This is a genomic window from Plantactinospora sp. BC1 (assembly GCF_003030345.1).
GTDB lineage: Bacteria > Actinomycetota > Actinomycetes > Mycobacteriales > Micromonosporaceae > Plantactinospora.
Genome location: NZ_CP028158.1, coordinates 486,582 through 506,533, shown reverse-complemented (window position 1 = coordinate 506,533; position 19,952 = coordinate 486,582). Strand labels below are relative to the sequence as shown.

The following is a 19,952-nucleotide window of genomic DNA, read 5'->3' as shown; positions in this document are numbered from 1 at the left end:
GGTGTCGGCAGGCGCAGCGGAGCAGCAGCGGGCGCCGGTGGTCGCCTCGTCGTTCGGGGACTACGTCCGCCAGGCCCGCGCCTCGGGCCGGTTGGTCGTGCAGCCCCGGATGGGCTTCGGCGACCCGGAGATGATGCGGGCCGGGCTGCTGGCGACGAAGCAGGTCGGCGGGGCGACGGTCGGCACGCTGACGCTGGACAGCTACACCCGGGTCGGCGACCACGACGCGGCGCTGCGCGCGCTGGCCGACGGTGCCCCGCTGAACGGCTACCCGATCGTCTCCCATTCGGCGGCCACCACCCGGGCGGTGCTGCACGGCATTCACGGTCCCGACTTCCCCGTCCAGGTCCGGCACGGCGCCGCCCGGCCAGAGCGGATCATCGAGGCGGCCATCGCCGCCGGGCTCTCGGCGACGGAGGGCGGGCCCGCCTCGTACTGCCTGCCGTACGGCCGGGTGCCGTTGCGGGACGCGCTGGTCAGCTGGCGCCGGGCGTGCGAGCTGCTCGTCGCGGCGTCGAGGGCCGGCGTCCAGCCGCACCTGGAGAGCTTCGGCGGCTGCATGATGGGCCAGCTCTGCCCACCCGGCCTCCTGGTAGCGATCACGGTCCTGGAGGCGCTCTTCTTCGTCCAGGAGGGGCTGCACAGCGTCTCGGTCAGCTACACCCAGCAGGCGAATCCCGCCCAGGACGAGGAGGCGATCCTCGCCCTGCACCGCATCGCCTCCGAGCTGCTGGTCGGCGCCGACTGGCACATCGTGCTCTACACCTACATGGGCGCGTACCCGCGTACCCCCGGCGGCGCGCGGCTGCTCGGCCGCCGCGCCGCAGAACTCGCGATGCGCACCGGGGTCGCCCGTCTGCTGGTGAAGACGCAGGCGGAGGCGTTCCGCATCCCCACCGTGGCGGACAACGTGGCGGCGCTCACCGACGCGGCCGCGGTGGCGCGGCGGGCCGGGCCGCCGGTCGCGGTCGACTCCGGGCGGGACAGCGCCGTGCACACCGAGGCACGTCTGTTGATCGACACGGTGCTCGACCTCGATGCCGACGTCGGCCGGGCCATCGTGACCGCCTTCGAGCGCGGGATCCTCGACGTCCCGTTCTGCATACATCCCGACAACGCCGGGCTGAGCCGCAGCTACATCGAGTCGGACGGCCGGCTGGCCTGGAGCGACGGCGGCCGGATGCCGATCGTCACCCGTGGCGATCGGAGCCGCCGCCTCTCCTCCGACGGCCTGTTGCGGGCCCTGACGCACATCCAGCGCGAGTGTGACCGGCTGGCCGCGATTGGCCCGCCGTCGGACGGGGCGGAACCGCTGCCCTGCTGAACGGCCGACCCGCGGAACACCATTCACGAGAAGGGGACGTAGTGATCACATCAATCTCGGCCGTCGTACGGGAAATCAAGCTGACCCAGACGCAGATGCGCGGGCTGCAACCCGTCAACGGCGTGCAGGAGTCGGTCTTCCTCCAGGTCACCGACGACGCCGGCCACCACGGGTACGGGGAGGCGTCGGCCTGGTCCGTCTTCTCCGAGCAGACCCCGCAGGCCATCGTCGAGATCGTCACCGGGCTCCTCGCCCCCGCCCTGATCGGCCGGGACCCGACCGACCGCGCCGGGGCGTCCCGGGCGATGGACGCGGCGGTGCCGGGCAACGCGGTGGCGAAGGCGGCGCTGGACATGGCGATCCACGACCTCGTCGGCCGGGCGACCGGCCTGGCGGTGCACACGCTCCTCGGCGGTGACCCCGGCTTCGCCATCGATCTCTCCTACTCCGTGTCCCGGCCGGATCCGGCCTCCGTCGACCGGGTGGTCCGGGAGCGGGCCGACGACGGCTACCGCATCTTCAAGCTCAAGGTCGGAGCGCTGTCGCCGGCCGAGGACGTCGAACGCCTGCGGGCGCTCCGCCGCGCCGCCCCCGACGCGGCGCTGCGCCTCGACTACAACCAGCGCGGTACCGAGACGGCCCTGCGGGCGATCCTCGGCACGGCCCGGGACAGCGGGGTCGAGTTCTGCGAGCAGCCGTTCCGGGCCCGACAGCTGGATCGGCTGGCCCGGCTGCGCGGCTGGTTCGACGTGCCGATCAGCGTGGACGAGGGGGTGAGCACCGCCGAGGACCTCGAACCCGTCGCCCGGGCGGGGCTCTGCGACGTCGTGGCGGTCAAGTTCGGCCGCAGCGGAGGTACGAAGCAGACGATCGAGCTGTTCCAGAGCGCGCAGCGGCACGGCCTGGCCGTCTACTGCGGATCACTCAACGAGACACGGCTCGGGGTGGGCGCGGCCATGCAGGCGTACAGCCTCGCCGGCGATCTGGTGAGCGGCTCGGACTTCTACTTCCCGTACGAGGTACTCGACGACGGCGACGTCCGCGGCGGCCCCCGCCGGGAGGGAGCCCGGGTCCTGCTGCCCGAGGGACCGGGCCACGGTGCGACGGTGCCGGCCGAGTGGTTCGCCGAGAGTTCGGCGCGGACGGTGCGCGGATGAGCGGGCACCGCAGGGACGGGAGCCGCTGATGACCAATCCGTTCGAGGACCCCGACCGTTCCTACCTGGTCCTCCGCAATCCCGAGGACCAGCACAGCCTCTGGCCGGCCGACATCGACGTGCCGGCGGGCTGGTCCGTCGTGCACGGACCGGACGGCAGGGCGAACTGTCTCGGCTACGTCGAGACGCACTGGACCGACCTACGGCCGGCGAGCAGCCGGTAGCACCGCCAGCACCGGCACCCGTTCGACCGCCGATCGGAGATTCGACCCGTGTCCCACCAGGTGATGCACGACCAGAGGCCCGCGTCGGCCGCGCCCGTGCCCGCGAGCGCCGACATCGAGCCCACCCTGCTCGTCGACGAGCTGCGCGGACAGGGCGACGGCCGCGCGTCGGTGCAGGCTCCCGAGGACGTACCGGTGGAACTCCCGGCCGGGGTCGCCGCCCGGCTGCACGCCGTCGCGGCCGGAGCCGGGACCTCGCCGGAGGCGGTCTACCGGGCCGCCTGGGCGGTGACCCTCGGCGAGTTGCTGGGGCGGGCGGAGGTGCTCTTCGGGGTGGCCGACGAGCGGGGCGAGGTGCGTCCGACGCAGGTCCGGCTCGGGCCGGAGGCGACACTCGACTCGCTCGTGCGCGCCCGCGCCGACGAGTCCCGCGCGCCGCACGGCGCCACCGCCCCTCTCTTCGACACGGTCCTGGCGGTGGACGTCGAGACGGTGCCCGAGGGGTGGCCGATCGTGCTCCGCGTGTCGTCGGGGCCGGCCACCGGCGTGACGATCCGGCTGGCGGCCGGCTCGGTCGGCCTCGCCGCCGCCGGGCGGCTCGGCGCGGTGCTCGCGCGCGTCCTGCGGGACGTCGCCGAACGACCCGATCGGCTGCTCCGCCGGCTCGACCGGCTCTCCGAGGCGGAGCACCGCCGGCTGGTGGTGGAGATGAACGACACCGCGGTCGAGGTGCCCCTCGACCGGTGCGTGCACGAGCTGTTCGAAGAGTGGGCGGTGCGGACCCCGGACGCGACGGCGATCATCTGCGGTGACGAGTGGACGACGTACGCCGGGCTGAACTCCGCGGCCAACCGGCTGGCACACCACCTGCGCGATCGAGGCGTGGCTCGCGGCGCACTAGTCGGCATCCTCCTGCCCCGGAACGCGGAGATGGTGACCGCGATGCTCGCGATCGCCAAGATCGGGGCGGCGTTCACGGTCCTGGATCCGACGTTCCCGCCGGCCAGGCTCCGGCTGATCCTCTCCGCCGCGCGGGCCCGGGCCGTGCTGACCACCAGCGGGCGGTCGGAGTGGCTGGGACTCAGCGGCGGTGATCCCGGCACGATCTGCCTCGACACCGAGGCGATCAGCGCCCAGCCGGCCGACGACCTGCGCCTGCCGGTACGCCCCGACGACCTGCTCTGGGTCATGTTCACCTCCGGCTCCACCGGGCAGCCGAAGGGGGTGGCCACGCCGCACCGCGCGCTCGTCGGCAGCTACCTCGGTCAGACGTACGCCGACTTCGGGCCGGAGGAGGTGTTCCTACAGGCGGCACCGCCCTCCTGGGACGCCTCGGGCCTCGAACTCTGGGGGGCACTCCTGCACGGCGCCCGATCGGTGCTGCTGCCGACACAGGAGGCAGAACCGGCCGTCATCGCGGACGAGGTGACCGGCCGGGGCGTCACCATGGTGCGGCTCTCCGGCAGCCTGTTCAACTTCCTCGTCGACGAGTACCCGCACACCTTCAAGGGGGTACGGGTGGCGTTCAGCGCCGGCGAGGCGGCGTCCACCCCGCACGTCAGGAAGATCATGCAGCTCTATCCCCACCTGCGCGTACGACACGTCTACGGCCCGGCGGAGAACCTCGGCTTCACCACCTGGCACGCCGTACGCCCCGAGGACCTGCACCTGCGTACCCTGCCGGTCGGCCGGCCGCTGGCGAACAAGGGCGCGTACCTGCTGGACCGGTGGCTGCGCCCGGTCCCGGTCGGCGTCGTCGGCGAGTTCTACCTCACCGGCGTCGCCCTGGCGCACGGCTACCTGCACCAGCCCGGCCTGACGGCGGAACGCTTCGTGGCCGACCCGTTCGGGGCGCCGGGCGAACGCATGTACCGCAGCGGCGACCTCGGGCGGATCACGGCCGAGGGCCTGTTCGAGGTGGTCGGGCGGGTGGACCACCAGGTCAAGGTGCGCGGGTACCGGGTCGAGCCGGCGGAGGTGCAGGCCGCGTTCGCCGCCGCGCCGGGCGTGGCCCAGGTCGTCGTGCTGCCGGACGTCAACGGGCCGGGCGGCACCCACCTGGTCGCGTACGTCCAGGGGCGGGACATCGACCCCGGCGCGCTGCGCGCCGAGGTGGCACGGACCCTCCCCGACTACATGGTGCCGTCGGTGGTGATCCCGCTGGACGAGTTTCCGCGCACCCCCAACGGGAAGCTGGACCGGCAGGCGCTGCCCGCCCCCGTCTACGGCGCCGACGCCGGCCGGGAGCCGGTCACCGACGCCGAACGGACGCTCTGCGCGCTCTTCGCCGAGGTACTTGAGGTCGACCGGGTCGGTGCCGACGTCGGCTTCTTCGAACTCGGCGGCCACTCGCTGCTGGCCGCGCGCCTGATCAGCCGGATCCGGACCGCCTTCGGCACGACCATCAGCATCCGGCTGCTGTTCGAGGCGTCCACCGTGGCGGAGCTGGCGGCGCGGCTACCGGAGGAGATCTCCAGCCTGGACCGGCCGCCGCTGCTGCCGTCGAGCCGGCCGGAGACGTTGGGGCTGTCCTTCGCGCAGCGGCGGATGTGGTTCCTGCGGCAGCTGGAGGGGCCGAGCGCGACGTACAACATTCCACAGACGATCACGATCGACGGTCCCCTGGACGTGGACGCGCTCCGGACCGCCTTCGCCGACCTGCTGGAACGCCACGAGATCCTGCGTACCGTCTATCCGGATTCGGAGGGCGACCCGCACCAGGTGGTGCTCGCGGTGCCGGAGGCGCGGCTGCCGTTCGACGTCGTCGACACCTCGCGGGCCGATGTGCAGCAGCGTCTGGCCGAGGCGGCGCGGCAGCCCTTCGACCTCACCACCGAGCTGCCGATCCGCTGCACCGTCCTCCGGGTCACCGCCGACCGGCACGTGGTGCTCGTGGTCCCGCACCACATCGCCAGCGACGGCTGGTCCGTCCGGCCCCTGATGCGGGACCTGGCCACCGCCTACACCGCCCGCGCCCTCGACCGTCGGCCGTCCTGGTCGCCGATGCCCGTGCAGTACGCCGACTACGTGCTCTGGCACGACCGGCTGCTCGGCCGGGAGGAGAGTCCGGAGAGCCTGGTCAGCGCGCAGCTCGCCTTCTGGCGGCGCACGCTCGCCGGTGCGCCGGAGGAGCTGGTCCTGCCCACCGACCGCAGCCGTCCGGCGGTGGCCAGTCACCGCGGCGGCATGCTCGTCGTCGACCTCCCGCCCGCGCTGCACGCCCGGCTGCTCACCGTGGCCCGGCGTACCGGATCGACGCTCTTCATGGTGCTGCACAGCGCGCTGGCCGCCCTGCTGACCCGGCTCGGCGCCGGCACCGACCTGCCGATCGGCTCCGCGGTCGCCGGCCGGACGGACGAGGCGCTCACCGAGTTGGTCGGGTTCTTCGTCAACACCGTGGTGCTGCGCACCGACACGGCGGGGAACCCGACCTTCCGGCAGCTGGTCGACCGGGTACGGGAGGTCGACGTGGCCGCCTACTCCCACCAGGACGTGCCGTTCGAGCGGGTGGTGGAGGCCGTCAACCCGGCGCGCTCGCTGGGCCGGCACCCCATCTTCCAGGTGATGCTGCTGTTGCAGAACAACGCCCGGGCGGACTTCAGCGCACCGGGGCTGGAGTGCACGGTGCGGGCGATGAGCGCCGGCAACGCGAAGTTCGATCTCTTCGTCGCCTTCTTCGAGCAACACGACAACGGCACGCCGGCCGGGATGACGCTGGAGGTCGAGTACGCGGTAGACCTGTTCGACCGTCCGACCGTACAGCGGATGACCGACGCGCTGGTACGGGTGTTGGACGCCGTCGGGCGGGAGCCGGACATCCCGCTCGACGAGCTGCCGGTGCTCGGCCCGGCCGAGCACGAGCTGCTGCGCTCGTGGAACGACACCGCCGCTCCGCTGCCCCGTACCACGCTCACCGCGATGTTCGAGGCGCAGGCGCGGCGCAGCCCCGACGCCCCGGCGGTGCTGGGCGACGACGGGATCCTCAGCTACGCGGAACTCGACCGCCGGGCGAACCGGCTGGCCCGGCACCTGATCGAGCACGGCGCCGGGCCCGAGGACCTGGTGGCGATCACGCTCTCCCGCTCGACGCGGATGCTGGTCGCGTTGCTGGCCGTGCTGAAGTCCGGCGCCGCCTACCTGCCCGTCGAACCCGGCTACCCCGTGGAGCGGATCGCGTACATGCTCGGTGACGCGGCGCCGGTCGCGGTGATCGCCGAGTCGGGAACCGCCGGTGTGCTCCCACCGGTCTGCGCGGGGACCCGCCACATCGTCCTCGACGCCCCCGGGACCGTGGAGGCGGTGGCGGCGCTGGCCGCCGACGACCTGACCGACGCGGAGCGTCGTAGCCGGCTGACGCCGCAGAACGCGGCGTACGTCATCTACACGTCGGGGTCCACCGGGCGTCCCAAGGGGGTGCTCGTGTCACACGAATCGGCGGTGAACCTCGCGCGTTGGGCGCACGAGGAGTTCGGCCCGGACCGGCTGGCGCACGTGCTGTTCAGCACCTCGCTCAACTTCGACGTCTCCGTCTTCGAGATGTTCGGCCCGCTGCTCTGCGGCGGCGCCGTCGAGGTGCTCCGGGACGCGCTGGCGCTGGCGGAGCGCCCGCCGGCCGCGGACGCCCCGCTGGGCAGGCCGACGCTGGTCAGCGGGGTGCCCTCGGCGCTGGCGCAGCTCGTGGCGACGGGATCGGTGCAAGTTTCGGCACCGACCGTCGTGCTGGCCGGCGAGGCGCTGACCGGCGCCACCGCCGCAGCGGTCCAGCGGGCGTTCTCGGCCGTACGGGTGGTCAACGCGTACGGGCCGACCGAGGACACCGTCTACGCCACCTCGTGGGCGTCCGAGGGTGAGGTCGGGGGGACGACACCGATCGGCCGGCCGATCCGGAACTGCCAGGCGTACGTGCTCGACGGCCGGCTGCGGCCCGTACCCGTCGGCGTGGTCGGCGAGCTGTACCTGGCGGGTACCGGCCTGGCCAGGGGCTATCTGGGGCGGTTCGGACTGACGGCCGAACGGTTCGTCGCCAATCCGTACGGTGCGCCCGGTGACCGCATGTACCGGACGGGTGACCTGGTCCGATGGACCGGCGAGGGCCTGGTCTATCTGGGCCGCGTCGACCATCAGGTGAAGGTCCGCGGCTTCCGCATCGAGCTGGGCGAGATCGAGGCGGTGCTGACCCGCTGCCCGGAGGTCGCCCAGGCGGTGGTGACCGTCCGCGGGGACCGGCCGGACGATCGGCGAATCGTCGGGTACGTCCGCGCGGCCCCCGGCCGGGCGCCGGCCGTCGAGGAGCTGCGGGCGCACGTCGCCGGCACGCTGCCCGACTACATGGTGCCCTCGGCCTTCGTCGTGATGGACGCGTTCCCGTTGAACGCGAACGGGAAACTGGATCGGGCCGCGCTGCCCGCCCCGGGCCACGCCGTCGTCGGTGCCCGCGGTCCGCGCGACGCACGCGAGGAGCTGCTCACCGAACTCTTCGCCGAGGTGCTGGGCATGCCACGGGTCGGTGTGGACGACGACTTCTTCCGGCTGGGCGGTCACTCCCTGCTCGGCGCCCGCCTGATCGGCCGGATCCGGTCGGCGCTCGGCGTGGAGCTGGGCATCCGGACGCTGTTCGAGGCGCCGACGGTCGCCGGACTCGCGCGCCGGATCGCGTCGAGCACCGCCGCCGGAGACCGCCCGGCGCTGCGCGCGGCTGCCCGCCCGGAGCACCTGCCGCTGTCGTTCGCCCAGCGGCGGATCTGGCTGCTCGACGCGATCGACGGGCCGAGCGCGGCCTACAATCTGCCCCTCGCCTTCCGGCTGGAGGGCCCGCTCGACACCGCGGCCCTGACCGCGAGTGTCGGTGCGGTCGTCGCCCGGCACGAGAGCCTCCGCACGGTCTACCGGGAGATGCACGGCGAGCCGGAGCAGGTGGTGCTGGCGCCGGAGGAGGCCAGCGTCCCGGTCTCGCTCGTCGCCACCACCGAGACCGAACTCGACGAACTCCTCAGGGACGCGGCGGCGCACGTCTTCGACCTGCGCCACGAGCTGCCGATCCGGGTGACCCTGTTCGCGGTGGGGCCGGGACGGCACGTACTGCTGCTCCTGACGCATCACATCGCCACCGACGGCTGGTCCGAGCGTCCACTGCTGCACGACCTGTCGGTGGCCTACGCGGCGCACCTCGCCGGCCGGGAACCTGACTGGGCTCCGCTCGCCGTGCAGTACGCCGACTACACGCTGTGGCAGCGGGACCTGCTCGGTGCGCTGGAGGACCCGTCGAGTGTGCTGGCCGAGCAGGCGGCCTTCTGGCGCCGGACGCTGCACGGGGTACCCGAGATCCTGCCCCTGCCGGCCGACCGGCCGCGACCCGCCGTGGCGAGTCACGTCGGCGACGTCGTCGACATCGAGATCGACGCCGAGCTGCACGCCCGACTGCTGGGACTCGCCGGTGCCGGCCGGGTGACCCTCTTCATGGTCCTGCACGCGGGCCTCGCCACGCTGCTCACCCGCTGCGGCGCCGGGGAGGACCTGCCGATCGGTTCGGTGGTGGCCGGACGGGTCGACGAGGAGCTCGACGACCTCGTCGGTTTCTTCGTCAACACGCTCGTGCTGCGGACCGACACCAGCGGGGATCCCCGCTTCACCACCCTGCTCGACCGGGTGCGGGAGACCGACCTGGCGGCGTTCGGCCACCACGACATCCCGTTCGACCGCGTCGTGGAGCTGGTCAACCCGAGGCGGTCGCTGGCCCACCACCCGTTGTTCCAGGTCATGCTCCTGCTCCAGAACACCGCGGACGCGGCGCTGGAGCTGCCGGAGGTGGCGGTCTCCCGCACCGGGGTGACCCGGCGCAGCGCCAAGTTCGACATGTTCTACTCCTTCCAGGAACGATGGGCCGCGGACGGCACGCCGGCCGGGCTGCACGGCACGCTGGAATACGCCACCGACCTGCTCGACCGGGACACCGCCGAGGGCCTGGCGGCGGCGTACATGCGGGTGCTGCACGCCGCCGCCGAGGATCCCACGCGCCGGCTGCCCGCGCTCCTTCCGCAGCCGCCTCGGGGGCCGGCCGGGATCCCGCCGAGCGTCGACGGCGCACCGTGCCCGGCGGAGTCCTCCTGGAGCGCTCGCAGCGAGCGGATCGCAGAGCTCTTCGCCGAGGCGCTGGGGGTCCCGCACGTCGGCCCCGGCGAGGACTTCTTCTCCCTCGGCGGCCACTCACTGCTCGCCGTCAAGCTGATCGCGCAGGTTCGGGCCGAGTTCGGTGCCGAGCTGAGCATCCGGGCCCTGTTCGAGAGCCCCACCCCGGCCGCTCTGGCGCTGCGGCTCGGCGACCGTGACCGATCCGGCGCGACGCCGACCGGTGGCGATCCGCTCGCCGTCCTGCTGCCGCTGCGGGCCGGTACGGCACCGGACGCGCTCTTCTGCGTGCATCCGGTGGCCGGCATCGCCTGGGTGTACGCGGGCCTGCTGCGCCATCTGCCCCCGGACCTTCCGGTCTACGGGTTGCAGGCGCGCCGGCTCTCCGATCCCGACGCCGCCCCGGCCTCGCTCGCCGCGATGGCCGAGGACTATCTCGCGGAGATTCGCGCCGCCCGGCCCCGGGGGCCGTACCACCTGCTCGGCTGGTCGTTCGGGGCCGGCGTGGCGCACGAGATCGCCACCCGGCTACAGGCGGAGGGCGAGCACGTCACGCTCGTGATGCTGGACGGCTATCCGGCCCGTCCCGGCAGAGCGGGCGCGCTGCATCCGGACGACCCGGAGAACCTGCGCCGGCTGCTCGCCTCCCTCGGCCTCGACGACGGGGTCGGGCCGGCACCGGCACCGGCGGACGTACTGACCGCGATCCGCCGCCCGGGCGGGGCGCTTGCGGACCTGCCGGAGCGGGCCGTACCCGCCCTGGCCCGGGCGTTCGCCGAGAACTCGGCGCTCGCCGGCTCGGTCTCGGGCCGGATCTACCGCGGCGACCTGGTCTTCTTCCGCGCCGCGGCGGACGAGGCCGCTGGCGAGCGCGATCCCGGGGCGTGGCGCCCGTACGTCAGCGGGGAGATCGTGGTGCACGACGTGGCGTCGACCCACCACCGTCTGCTGAACGTCGAGGCGCTCGCGACCATCGGTCCACTGCTGGCCGAGGTGGTACGAACCTGACGTGATCGTCCGTCGACGCCGGACACCGCTGGCGTCCACGGACGATCACGACAGCACGGGCATCAGGCCGACGCGACCAGCTTGGCGAGCCGGGTCAGCCCCTCGGCCAGGTCGTCGTCGCTGAGCGCGTAGGAGAAGCGGAAGTAGCCCGGGGTACCGAACGCCTCGCCCGGCACCACCGCGATCTCCGCCTCCTCGAGCAGCACCTCCGCCAGCTCGGCACTGCTCGCCGGCCGGCGGCCCGCGATCTCACGGCCGAGCAAGCCGCGCACGCTCGGGTACACGTAGAAGGCGCCCTGCGGCTCGGGGCAGACGATCCCGGGAATCCCGTTGAGCATCTGCACCATGGTCCGGCGGCGGCGGTCGAAGGCGGCACGCATCTGGGCCACGGCACTCAGGTCGCCGGAGACCGCGGCGAGCGCCGCCGCCTGGGCGACGTTGGTGACGTTGGACGTGGCGTGCGACTGCAGGTTCGTGGCGGCCTTGACGACGTCTTTCGGCCCGATGAGCCAGCCGACCCGCCATCCGGTCATCGCGAAGGTCTTCGCCACGCCGTTGAGGACGACGACCCGGTCGCCGAGCTCCGGCACGGTGGTCGCGATGCTGGGCGCGGTGACACCGCCGTAGGTCAGGTGCTCGTAGATCTCGTCGGTCACCACCCACAGGCCGTGCTCGGCCGCCCACCGTCCGATCGCGGCCACCTGCTCGGGCGGGTAGACCGCCCCGGTGGGGTTGGAGGGCGAGACGAAGAGCAGCGCCTTGGTGCGGGGCGTCCGGGCAGCCTCGAACTGCTCGACGGTGGCCAGGTAGCCGCTCGTCTCGTCGGTCACCACGTCCACCTGGACGCCACCGGCGAGCCTGATCGCCTCCGGATAGGTCGTCCAGTACGGCGAGACGACCAGCACCTCGTCGCCCGGGTCGAGCAGGGTCGCGAATGCCTCGTACACCGCCTGCTTCCCGCCATTGGTGATCAGGACCTGCGACGGGTCCACCCGGTAGCCGGAGTCTCGCAGGGTCTTCGCCGCCACCGCCTCGCGCAGTTCGGGCAGACCTCCGCTGGGGCTGTACCGGTGGAATCGGGGATTTCCGCAGGCCTGTCGAGCCGCCTCGACAATGTATTCGGGGGTCGGGAAGTCCGGCTCACCCACACCGAAGAGGATGACCGGCCGTCCGGCCGCCTTCATCGCCTTCGCCCGCGCATCGACAGCGAGGGTTGCCGACTCGGTAATGGCGCTGACGCGCGCCGATATACGCCTCATGTGCCCATGCTGTCATATGGGTTCCGGCACGACTCGAGCCGGTCCGGCCGAGCCTGTGGTACGGGCTTCGCGGTCAATCCCCGACCGGACTCCGGGAAGCGGTTCGGCCAGCCGTGGCAAGGGATCCGGCAGCGGGCGCGGCACCCGTCCCACCCGCCGGGTGGCGTCGACAAGGGAGCTGAGGTCCAATTCGCGCGGTCGCCACGGCATTGCCGTGGGCGGCGAATTCAATTGACATCGCGGGCCGAAACGTCGGACTCCTCGGGCGGCGCCTCGCATTCTCGTCGGAACGCGACGAGAATTCCACTACTGCCCAGGTCGTGGGCGGATCTCCGCCGCGATATTCCGACACAATCGGATCCCGCGACCTCCCGGCGACCCGCACCGGGGCCACCGGGAAGCACGAGAAGCCGCGCGTCCGCGCCGTCGTCGGCGACCAGGGCCGGCACCGGTCAGCACGGCCGGTCGAACCGGCCGTGCTGACCGCGCGAGCCCCGACCAACCAGCCGCACGCGAGCCGACAGCACCGCGAACCGGCCGCACCGCGAACCGGCCGCACCGCGAACCGGCCGCACCGCGAACCGGCAGCACCGCGAGCCGGCGCCTCAGCGCACCGGGTGCCCGGCGAGCCAGTCGAGCACGACCCGGGCGTGCCGGTCCGGCGGGAAGACCGGGTAGAAGACGTGCTCGACGACGCCGTCCCGGACCACGAGGGTCAACCGGCGCAGCAGGGTGACGCCGGCGACCTCGAACGTCGGCAGGCGCAGCGCCCGGGTCAACGCCAGGTGGACGTCGCTGAGCAACGGGAACGGCAGGTGCAGCCGCTGCACCGCCTCTCGCTGGTACCCGGTGTCCTGGGTCGACAGCCCGGCGACCGCCGCACCGGCCGAGCCCAGCTCCGCCGCGTGGTCCCGGAAGGCGCACGACTGCGGGGTGCAGCCGCGCGCACCGGGGATGAGGTCCCAGCCCGGCGGCGGCTCCACCCCGGGCCGGCCGGTCCGGGGGTACGCGTACAGGACCAGTCGGGTGGCGCCCGGCGGTACCACGTCGACCCGCATCTCCGCACCGTCGGTGGCTGGCAGGGCGAGCGCCGGCATCCGGAGGCCGGGCAGGTGGTCGGCGGCACCGTCGTCCTGCGGCACCGGCAGGTCGGCGGGGAGCAGCAGTGGATTGTGACTCATCACAGCCTCCAAAAGCCTCGGATGGCCCAGAGCGCCCGGTGCAGGTCCGCGACCAGGTCGGCCGGGTCCTCCAGGCCGATCGAGAGACGCACCGTACCGGCCCCGATGCCGGCCTCCGCCAGCGCCTGCGGATCCAACTGGCGGTGCGTCGTCGACGCGACGTGTTGCGCCACCGTGCTGACGCCGCCGAGGGAGGTGCCGATCGCGACAAGTCCGAGCGAGTCGAGGAAGACGCTACCGGCCTCCTTGCCACCTCGGAGGGTGAGGGTCACGATCGCGCCGAACCGCTCGTCGTCGAAGAGCCGACTGGCCCGGTCGTGGCTGGGGTGGGTGCCGAGGCCGGGATAGTCCACCCGGAGGACCGCGTCGTGCCTGGTCATCGCGTCGGCGATCGTCGCCGCCGTCGCGCACTGCCGGGCCATCCGCAGCGGCAGGGTGCTGAGCCCGCGCCGGAGCAGGTAGGCCGGGTCCGGCGCGAGCACCCCGCCGGTCGCCACCCGGGCGGCCCGGACCTCCCGGATCAGCTCGGGCCGGCCCACCACGACCCCGCCGACGGCGTCGCTGTGCCCGCCGAAGTACTTCGTCGCGGAGTGCACGACCAGGTCGGCGCCGTGCTCCAGCGGCCGGCACAGCACCGGGGTGGCCAGGGTGGAGTCCACCACCAGGAGCGCGCCGGCCGCGTGGGCCAGTTCGGCCAGTACCGGCAGCTCCGGCACCGCGAGCGTCGGGTTCGCCAGGGTCTCCGCGAACACCACCCGGGTCTCCGGCCGGATCGCCGCGCGGACGGCTTCCGGATCGGTCGGGTCGACGAAGTCGACGGCCAGACCGAACCGGGAGAGCACGCCGTCCAGCAGCCCGTAGGTGCCGCCGTACGCGTCGCGCGGTGCCACCACGTGCGCACCCGCGCCGGTGACCGCCAGCATCACCGCCGTGATCGCCGCCATCCCCGAGTTGAACGCCTGCCCCTCGACCGGGCCGGCGACGTTCACGGCCTCCATCTCGGCGACGGCGGTGGCGAAGGCGTCGGCGGTCGGGTTGTCGATCCGGCCGTACACGTACCCGCTGCGCCGGCCGGCGCGCAGGTCCAGCGACTCGGCCATGGACTCGAAGAGGTACGAGGTGGCCCGGTGCAGCGGCGGCGTCGGCGAGCGCTGGAGTACCGGGGGCGGGTCGGGCGGGTGGACCGCCCGGGTCGCCGGGGCGGTGCGTGGCCTCACCGCGGCCACCGCGCCGCCGGGGCCGCCGAGGTGCTCACCAGCGTCACGCCGGCGGCGCGCATCTCGTCGTACGCGGACGCGACCCGGTCCGGGTCGAACCCGGCGACGAGGTCGGTGAAGACCCGGGTACCGAAGCCCCTGCCGGCCGCGTCCAGTGCGGTGGCCCGGATGCACAGGTCGGCCGCGAGGCCCGCCACGTCCAGTTCTCGGACGCCCCGGTCGATCAGCCAGTCGCCGAGGGACCTGCCGTCGCAGGTGCCCTCGAACGCGCTGTACGCGGCCCGCTCGCCACCCTTCGCGAAGACCGACGAGACCCGGCTCAGGTCCAGCTCCGGCCGGAACTCGTGGCCCGGGGTACCGAGCACGCAGTGCGGCGGGTCGCCGGCCGTCTCCGGGTAGTGGAAGTCCGCGATCGCCACCACGGCCGCGTAGTCCCCGGCGGCGCGGGCCAGGTACCGGGTGATGTCGCCGGCCACCCGCGTGCCGCCCGGCACCGCGAACGTGCCCCCTTCGCAGAAGTCGTTCTGCACGTCGACTATCACGAACGCTCTCGCCATGTTTCCTCTCCGATCGGTTGTCACTGCACGTCGACCCGTACCCGGGCCGCGACTGCCGCCGCCACCGCCTCGACGCTCTGCTCCAACGGCGCGTCGACCAGCACCGACACCGAGCGCTGTGTCGAGTCGCTCTGCTCGCCGAGCAGGTCACCGGGGAGTCGGCTGACCAGCACCGCGTGACAGCGCGGCGGTGCCGTCGCCGGGGACGGTTCGGGTTCCGGCCAGCGGTCGTCGCGGGTCAGCCAGTGCACCGGGACGTCGGCGGCGACGTCCCGCAGCCGGCCGCGCGGATGCGGCAGGTACCGGTGGTGCACCCGGCGGCGGGGCTCCGGATACCCGGTCGGGACGCCGAGCGCCAGGTCGAGCAGGACCGGTTCCAGCGGTACGCCGGTGGCCAGCTCCCACATCAGCGTGATCCCGTCGCCGGGCGCCCGCGCGGCCACCTCCATCAGCACCGGCCCGTCGTCGGTCAGCCGGAACTCCGCGTGCGTCATCGCGGTGCGCACGTCCACCCCGCGCAGCACCTCCGCGTTGGCGGTGAGCAGCGCCTCGTGTTCCCGGCCGGTCAGCCCGCAGGCCGGACTGGTGTGCGAAAGCTCGGTGAAGAAGCTGCCCCGGTGGTTTTCGTTGGTCTCCTTGCCGGTGACCCCGGACCAGATGATCCGGCCCTCGCGGACCAGGGCCTCCACCGAGTACTCGCGCCCGTCGACCCGCTCCTCGACCAGCACGGTCTCGCCGGCGGGCAGCGCTGCCAGCGCGTCGGCCAGCTCGGCCGCGTCGCGTACCGCCCGGACCCCGGAACTCTGGAACCGGCCGGCCGGCTTCACCACCGCCGGGAACCCGACCCCGCCGAACCCGTCGACGTCGAGCGGTGCCGCCGGCCGCCAGCGCGGCGAGATCCACGGCAGGCGGGTGCGCTGGAGCAGCTTGTTCCGGCAGATCCGGGCCGCGGCCCAGCCCGGACCGGGCAGGTCGAGCAGTTCCGCCAGTACGGCCGCCGGTTCCAGGAACGGTTCGCCGGTGGAGAGCACCGCGGCGATCGGGCGGGTACGGAGTACCGGCTGCACGGCGGCGACCACCGTGTCGACGGCGGCGTCGGGCACCCCGACCGCGTCCGCCAGGTCGGCGAGCGGGTGCCCGGGTCGGGCCCGGGCGACGGCCAGTCGCGCCGCGTCCGCGGCGTAGCCGACGACGGCGATCGGGGCGTACCCCCGGCGGCGCGCCTCGCGGATCAACCGCGCGTGCCGGGCCAGCGTGGCCAGCCGGCCGAGCAGGATGACGGCCGGTACGCCCGAGGCAGCGCTCACGACGCACACTCCAGCCGCTCGCCGACCGTCCAGAGGGTCGGTTCGACCCGCCGGGTGACGATCGCGAAGTGGACCCAGCCGAGCAGCAGCGCGGCGGCGGCGAGCACGATGGCCGGCCGGGTGCCGAGCAGTTCGGCGGCCACGCCACCGACCAACGCGCCGATCCAGATCGTGCCGAAGGTGACGAACCGGAAGGTCGCGGTGACCCGGCCGAGCAGGTGGTCCGGGGCGAGCCGCTGGCGCAGCGACACGCTGTAGACGTTGAACACGGTCAGGCCGAACCCGAAGGCCAGGAACGTCACGGTGCAGAGCGCGGCGGCGACCGGGGTCGGCAGGGCGGTCAGCGGGATCGCCAGCGGCGCGGCGGAGGCGACCGCCATGCCCCGGACCAGGGTGCCCCGGATGCCGACCCGCCGCTCGATCCGCCGGGCCAGCGCCGACCCGCACACCGCGCCCACCGCGCCCAGGGCCACCGTCACGCCCAGCAGCCCCGGCGAGAAGTGCAGGAACCGCACGGCGTGCACCAGGTACACCGTGAGGATGACCTGTTCGAAGAGGTTGAACCAGGCGGCCTGGACCATCAGGCTGCGCAGCGGCGGAGACCCGGCGGTGAACCGGGCCCCCTCGTGGATCCGGCGCAGCGCCCCGGCACCGCGAGTCGGCCCGGCCGGCGGCTCCGGCTGACGGATCCGGTACAGGCAGGCCGCGGCGACGGCGTACGTCGCGCCGAGCGACGCCAGCAGGGTCGAGCCGCCGACCGCGCCGACGGCGATGCCGCCCAGCCCCGGCGCGGCGATCTGCGTCACCGAGTAGGTCGCCTCCAGCCGGCTGTTCGCGGCCGGCAGCGACGCGGCCGGTACCAGGGTCGGCAGGTAGGTGTGCGCGGCGACGTCGGCCAGCGCGGTGAGGCAGCCCACCTGGAGGGCGATCGCCGCGAGCAGCCACACGTGCACCGCATCGGCCAGCACCATGACCGCGGCGAGCCCGAGCAGGAGCGCCCGGCCGAGGTGCGCGGCCAGCATGGCCGGCCGGCGGGCCCGCCCGTCCAGCCAGGCGCCGGCCAGCAGCGTCACCACGAACACCGGGGCGTACTGCGCGGCGTTGACCAGGCCGACCTCGCCCGGCGAGGCGTCCAGCAGCAGCACCGCCAGCAGCGGCAGGACGAGCAGACCGCTCTTCGCCGCGACCTGGGACACCGCCTGCGCGGCCCACAACCGGCCGAAGTCAGCGGAGAGCACCGGCGTCACCGGACGCCTCCGTCCCAGGTTCCGGGTCCGGCCGCCCGGCGTCCAGACCGTCGTGCAGCCCGAACTCCTCGGGTACCCCGGACACGCCGCCGCGCCAGGACTTGGCGACCGCCCGCGACGACTCCACCAGCTGCCGGGACCGGCCGGCGTTGTACGCCCGGATCTGCGCGTCGCGGCCGGCCAGCGGGCTGTCGGCGGAGAGGTCCAGCAGCCACAGTGGAGAGAGTCGGGCGCCGCGCAGCGCCTTCGCGTCGAACGCCTCGATGCCGGCGTGGATCCGTCGCGCCCCGGCCTCGGCCGCGATCCGGACCGGCAGGTAGTAGACCAGGTTGAAGTATTCGGCGGCGTTGGCCAGCCGGGCGTGGTCGAAGCCGGCCGACCTGAGGAACAGCGTGTCGCCCCACAGGTAGTAGCAGACGTAGCCGACCGGCTCGTCGTCGCGCAGGCAGAGCAGCACCCGGGCGGCCGGTCCCATCATCGTCGCCTGCCGGCGCAGCGACGCCTCGTGTGCGGCGGCGGTGGTCGCCCGGCCGTACCGGGCCTCGGTACCGGCCAGCAGCCGGGCGGCGACGGCGTGGCTCTCCAGCAGCGAGGTCTCCCGCAGGGTGTAGCCGGCGCGGTCGAACCGGCGGCTCTCCCGCCGGACCAGTTCGGCCCGGCGCGGCGAGGGCAGGGACGCCAGCCAGGCGTCCCAGCCCCCCGCCGGCACCGCAATCCAGGCGTCCGGCCGGAGCAGCACCGGTAGGGTGCCGACCCCGGCCGCCCGGAAGGCCAGCACGTCGGCCGTGTCGAGGTACATCGCGACGCAGGGCGGGTGTTCCGGCGGTCGCGCCCCCAGCAGCCCGGCCTGGGCCGCCGCACCGGGCAGCTCGGCGAGCCGGTCGAGCAGCGAGGCCGCGGCCTCGGCCCGGGCCGCCGGTACCGCCCGCTCGCCGGTCTCGACGAGCAGGTGGGTCTGGTACCCCCGACGCTGGCCGGCGAGGATCCCGACCGGTGCCGGCGCCGGCAGGCCGGCCTCGGCCAGCGCCTCCGACCAGCGGTAGAACGGGTTCCCCTCGGCGGTGATCGCGGTGACCGGCAGCGCGGCCAGCCGTCCGTCGACCGACTCCACGCCGACGGCGCCGGCGGTGCCACCGGCGTCGCCGGCACAGAGCGCGAGCCAGTCCCGCGACGAGTAGAGCCGGCCGGCCGCCAACCCGTCCCACCGCCCCGGCGGTATCCCGCCGAGATGGTCGGAGAAGACCGCACCGAGCCGGTCGGCGGAGACGGCGCCGACCGTCATGGACGGCTCGCGGCGACGGTCAGCTCGCGGGTCACCCCGCCCTGTCGGGTACGCAGGGTCACGCCGCCCGCCGGACCGGACGGCCCCAGCTGCACCGTCCGCTCGTCGCTCCAACCCGCGAACCGGAACTCGCCGTCGCCGATGTGCACCAGGCCGAAGGTCGGCTTGTCGTCGACCAGCAGGACCAGCCGGGAGTCGCGTACGTCGACCGACGCCGCAACGGTCGGCTGCGGGCGGAGGAACTCGCCGTCGGCCTCCTCCCAGTTGGCGAACGACGCCGGCATGGCGAACGTCGTCGACCGGTACTCGCCGAGGTCGGCGGAGCAGATCGGCACGGTACGGCGGGCGAACAGCGGCTCGTGCCGGTCGAGGATGGCGCGCACGTCCGCCGGGAACAACGCGACCAACTCCGGGGTCACCAACGTGTCGATCACCATGTGCACCCGGTTGCCCGGACCGCTGCTCCGCACCATGTGGGAGCGGCAGAAGTTGCCGAACCAGAACTCGCCCGGCTGCCACTGGTACACCTCGTCGCCGAACGCCAGGATCGCTCCCGGCGAGGTGGTGATCGGGATGTGCAGCCGCAGCGTCCCCCACGGAAAGCCGTATTTCGTCTCGTGGTGTATCCGGGTCCTGGCGCCCGGGCCGAGCGACATGAGCCGGACGGCCCGCAGCGGTGCCGGGATCCCGGCGAGGATCTCGGCGAAGTACGGGGTGGATTGCAGCCGCTCGGTGTACCCGAAGCCCTCCAGCCCGGGCCCGCCCGGATCCGTCCGGGTCGGGTCGCCGCCGATGCTGCACAGCGACAGCACCTTCCAGTCGAAGTTGGCCACGGCGCCGAGCCCGGACTCGGTGTAGAGCTGCTGCTGCTTCCACTCGGCGGTGCCGAGTCGCTCCAGGTCGGCCACCAGCCGGTCGACGTCGAAGCCGGGCGTCAGCCGGGCGGTGTGCGGCAGCGCGGTCGCCAGCGGCGGCAGGTCGGTGGGCTCGGGCGAGTCGTTCGTCGAGTACTCGGGCGTGGCCTGGACGTCCACCGCCTGGGACGGAGTCGCGGACATGTGGTCC

General features: G+C 73.7%; 12 protein-coding genes. 4 read left to right on the top strand and 8 right to left on the bottom strand.

Translation table 11 applies throughout. From position 1 onward, the window contains the following. Position 1 precedes the first annotated feature (1 nt). The 4 genes from C6361_RS01930 to C6361_RS01915 are packed head-to-tail and all read left to right on the top strand — an operon-like array spanning position 2 to position 10,837. Positions 2-1,324 (top strand): methylaspartate mutase, encoded by a 1,323-nt coding sequence (locus C6361_RS01930; protein WP_234359267.1) that lies wholly within the window; start codon positions 2-4, stop codon positions 1,322-1,324. Positions 1,325-1,365: 41 nt separating this feature from the next. Then, entirely contained in the window at positions 1,366-2,481 is a 1,116-nt protein-coding gene (locus tag C6361_RS01925; protein ID WP_107266556.1) for a mandelate racemase/muconate lactonizing enzyme family protein, read from the top strand. A 28-nt stretch (positions 2,482-2,509) separates the two neighbouring features. Beyond that, positions 2,510-2,704 carry an MbtH family protein gene (locus C6361_RS01920; protein WP_107259406.1) on the top strand — a complete coding sequence of 65 codons (195 nt, stop codon included), beginning with the start codon at positions 2,510-2,512 and terminating at the stop codon, positions 2,702-2,704. Positions 2,705-2,752: 48 nt separating this feature from the next. After that, the gene (locus C6361_RS01915; RefSeq protein ID WP_107266555.1) at positions 2,753-10,837 is read left to right on the top strand and encodes a non-ribosomal peptide synthetase; all 8,085 of its coding nucleotides are present in this window, start codon (positions 2,753-2,755) and stop codon (positions 10,835-10,837) included. 62 nt (positions 10,838-10,899) lie between these two features. Here the strand turns inward: C6361_RS01915 and C6361_RS01910 are convergent, their stop codons facing one another. The 8 genes from C6361_RS01910 to C6361_RS01875 form a co-directional block, all read right to left on the bottom strand. Next, positions 10,900-12,096 carry a pyridoxal phosphate-dependent aminotransferase gene (locus tag C6361_RS01910; RefSeq protein WP_199853203.1) on the bottom strand — a complete coding sequence of 399 codons (1,197 nt, stop codon included), beginning with the start codon at positions 12,094-12,096 and terminating at the stop codon, positions 10,900-10,902. A 605-nt stretch (positions 12,097-12,701) separates the two neighbouring features. Then, positions 12,702-13,277 carry a peroxiredoxin gene (locus tag C6361_RS01905; RefSeq protein WP_107266554.1) on the bottom strand — a complete coding sequence of 192 codons (576 nt, stop codon included), beginning with the start codon at positions 13,275-13,277 and terminating at the stop codon, positions 12,702-12,704. Beyond that, complete coding sequence (locus C6361_RS01900) at positions 13,277-14,494, bottom strand: PLP-dependent aspartate aminotransferase family protein (RefSeq protein ID WP_107270669.1); 1,218 nt, start codon at positions 14,492-14,494, stop codon at positions 13,277-13,279. The genes C6361_RS01905 and C6361_RS01900 overlap by 1 nt, the downstream gene beginning before the upstream one ends. Next, positions 14,491-15,051 carry an isochorismatase family protein gene (locus C6361_RS01895; RefSeq protein ID WP_107259414.1) on the bottom strand — a complete coding sequence of 187 codons (561 nt, stop codon included), beginning with the start codon at positions 15,049-15,051 and terminating at the stop codon, positions 14,491-14,493. The genes C6361_RS01900 and C6361_RS01895 overlap by 4 nt, the downstream gene beginning before the upstream one ends. 20 nt (positions 15,052-15,071) lie before the next feature. Then, positions 15,072-16,358: an acetyl-CoA carboxylase biotin carboxylase subunit family protein gene (locus tag C6361_RS01890; protein ID WP_107270668.1), complete on the bottom strand. Its 1,287-nt coding sequence runs from the start codon at positions 16,356-16,358 to the stop codon at positions 15,072-15,074. Continuing rightward, positions 16,355-17,596, bottom strand: coding sequence for an MFS transporter (locus C6361_RS01885; RefSeq protein ID WP_234359266.1), 1,242 nt, complete (start codon positions 17,594-17,596; stop codon positions 16,355-16,357). The genes C6361_RS01890 and C6361_RS01885 overlap by 4 nt, the downstream gene beginning before the upstream one ends. Beyond that, positions 17,583-18,887, bottom strand: a complete 1,305-nt coding sequence (locus C6361_RS01880) for a GNAT family N-acetyltransferase (RefSeq protein WP_199853202.1) — start codon at positions 18,885-18,887, stop codon at positions 17,583-17,585. Before C6361_RS01880 ends, C6361_RS01885 begins: the two co-directional genes overlap by 14 nt. Then, complete coding sequence (locus C6361_RS01875; protein WP_107266552.1) at positions 18,884-19,945, bottom strand: aspartyl/asparaginyl beta-hydroxylase domain-containing protein; 1,062 nt, start codon at positions 19,943-19,945, stop codon at positions 18,884-18,886. Before C6361_RS01875 ends, C6361_RS01880 begins: the two co-directional genes overlap by 4 nt. Positions 19,946-19,952 lie beyond the last annotated feature (7 nt).